We start from the raw sequence: 2,849 nt of genomic DNA, 5'->3' as shown, positions 1-2,849 counted from the left end.
GCACCCCGTACGCCCCAAGAGGAGTCCCTCTGCGGCCTCTTCGCCGCCACCCTCGCCGTCGACCACGTCGGCATCGACGAGAGCTTCTTCGACCTGGGCGGCCATTCCCTGCTGGCGATGCGGCTGGTCGCGGTGGTGCGGGCGGAGCTGGGTGCGGAGCTCGGTGTCCGGGACGTGTTCGAGGCGCCGACGGTGGCCGCGCTGGCCGAGCGGCTGGGCCGGGCCCTGCCCGCCACCTCGCTGCCGCCGCTGGTGCGCACCGAGCCCCGCCCGGAGCGCGTCCCGCTCTCGTACGCCCAGGCCCGGCTGTGGTTCCTCAACCGGATGGAGGAGACCGAGCGCGCCTCCTACAACATCCCGGTGGTACTGAAGCTGGCGCAGGTGGTGGACGCGGTCGCGCTCCAGGCAGCGCTGGACGACGTACTGGAGCGGCACGAGACGCTGCGCACGGTGTTCCCGGAGTCCGGCGGGGAGCCGTGCCAGCTGATCCTGCCCGCCGCGCCGGGGCTCGTGCCGCTCGACGTGGTGGAGACGGACGAGGCGGGCGCCCGGGAGCGGACCGCGGAACTCTCGGCTCAACCTTTCGATTTGGCCAACGAACTCCCGCTGCGCGCAGCCCTGTTCACGCTGGCTCCGGAGGAGAACCTGCTCGTCCTGGTGCTGCACCACATCGCGGGTGACGGCCTCTCGATGCGTCCGCTCATGGAGGACCTGACCGCCGCCTACGAGGCTCGTGCCCGCGGTGAGGGCCCCGGCTGGGCGCCGCTTCCTGTGCAGTACGCGGACTTCGCGCTGTGGCAGCACCGCCACCTCGGTGACCCGGAGACCCCCGGGACCCCGCTGCACGAGCAACTCGCTTACTGGAGTCAGGAGCTGGCCGGTCTGCCCGAGGAGATCGCCCTGCCCACCGACCACACCCGGCGGGCCCGCCCCACCCACCGGGCCCGCATCCACACCGCGCACACCGGCGCGGCGGTCCACCACCAGCTGGTCACCCATGCCCGCGCGCACGGGGCCACGCTGTTCCACGCCGTGCACGCGGCCCTCGCCGTCCTGCTGACGCGGGGCGGCGCCGGTACGGACCTGCCCATCGGCACCCCGACGGCGGGCCGTACGCACAGTGAGCTGGAGCGGCTCGTCGGGTTCTTCGTCAACACGCTCGTGCTCCGCACGGACACGAGCGGCAACCCCACGCACACCGAACTGCTGGGTCGGGTCCGGGATGTGAACCTGGCGGCGCTCTCACACCAGGACCTGCCGTTCGAGCGGCTCGTCGAGGCCCTCAACCCCGCCCGCACCCCCCACCGCCACCCGCTCTTCCAGACCATCCTCACCTTCAACACCGCCACCGGCACGAGCGACGGATCCGCCGCCGAGAGCGACACCGCGGCTCAGGGAGCGGCCAAGTTCGACCTGTCCTTCACCGTCACCGAGCACCACACCGAGGACGGCGCTCCCGGTGGGCTGAGCGTGACCATCGAGTACGCGGCCGACCTCTTCGAGCCCGCCGGCATCGCGCGGCTGGCCGACCAGTTCCAGCGGATCCTGCGCAGCGCCGCCGAGCACCCCGACACCCCCCTCCAGGACATCGACCTGATCGCCGCGCACGAGCGCAAGGCCCTGTTCGGCGACTGGAACGGCCCGACCCGCGCGCTCCCCGGCAAGACCCTGCCGGAGCTGTTCGCCGCCCAGGTCGCCCGCACCCCCGACGCCACCGCCGTCGTCTGCGAGAGCGGCACCCTCAGCTACGCCGGGCTCGACGCCGCCGCCAACCGCCTGGCCCGCCACCTCGTGGCCCGGGGAGCGGCCCCCGAGCGCCTCGTCGCGCTGGCCGTGCCGCGCTCGGTGGAGACCCTGGTCGCCGTGCTGGCCGTGCTCAAGTCCGGCGCCGCCTACCTGCCGATCGACCTGACCCATCCGGCGGACCGGATCGCCTACACCCTCGCCGACGCCCAGCCCCTGTGCGTGCTCACCACCGCCGACGCGGCCGCGCGGCTGCCCGGCACCGATCACCCGCGGCTGCTGCTCGACGCTCCGGACACGGTCGCCGCGCTGGCCGCACTGGCGGCACACGACCTCACCGACGACGACCGGTCGGCGCCCCTGTCGCTGCGCAACCCGGCCTACGTGATCTACACCTCCGGCTCCACCGGACGCCCCAAGGGCGTCGTGGTCGAGCACCACTCGCTGGACGCCTACCTGGCCTGGGCCCGCGAGGCCTACGACAGCGTGGCCGGGCGGGCGCTGGTCCACTCGCCGGTCTCCTTCGACCTCACCGTGACCGGCCTGTTCGCCCCGCTGACCAGCGGAGGCACCGTCCAGCTCATCGAACTGGACGACGAGAGCCCGGTGGCGGGGGAATTCGAGCGTCCGTCCTTCGTCAAGGCCACGCCGAGCCACCTGGCCCTTCTCACGGCGCTCCCCGAGCGCTTCTCGCCCAGTGAGCAGCTGGTGCTGGGCGGCGAGTCCCTGATGGGGGAGGTGCTGGACGAGTGGCGCCGGCGCCACCCCGGGGCCACCGTGATCAACGAGTACGGTCCGACCGAGACCACGGTCGGCTGCACCGAGTTCCGGATCGAGCCGGGCGACACCGCTCCCTCCGGTGTGATCACCATCGGGCGTCCGATCTGGAACACCCGGATGTACGTGCTCGACGAGGCCCTGCGGGATCTCCCGGTCGGCGTCGGCGGCGAACTCTTCATCGCCGGTGACCTGGTGACCCGCGGCTACCTCGGGCGTCCGGGTCTGACGGCCGAGCGGTTCCTGCCGGATCCGTTCGGGGAGCCGGGTGGGCGGATGTACCGCACGGGTGACCTGGGTCGCTGGCAGTACGACGAGCGGGGCGAGGG

1 protein-coding gene is annotated in these 2,849 nt (G+C 73.0%); it reads left to right on the top strand.

Translation table 11 applies throughout. The features are described 5' to 3' along the window. Positions 1–2,849: amino acid adenylation domain-containing protein (locus tag ABZY31_RS31150; RefSeq protein WP_356417034.1), on the top strand; the 2,849-nt coding region annotated here is incomplete at both ends.

Source organism: Streptomyces sp. NPDC006529 (assembly GCF_040611795.1).
Taxonomy (GTDB): domain Bacteria; phylum Actinomycetota; class Actinomycetes; order Streptomycetales; family Streptomycetaceae; genus Streptomyces.
Note: the sequence above shows the minus strand (reverse complement) of the source record. Positions and strands in the feature narration are given on the sequence as shown.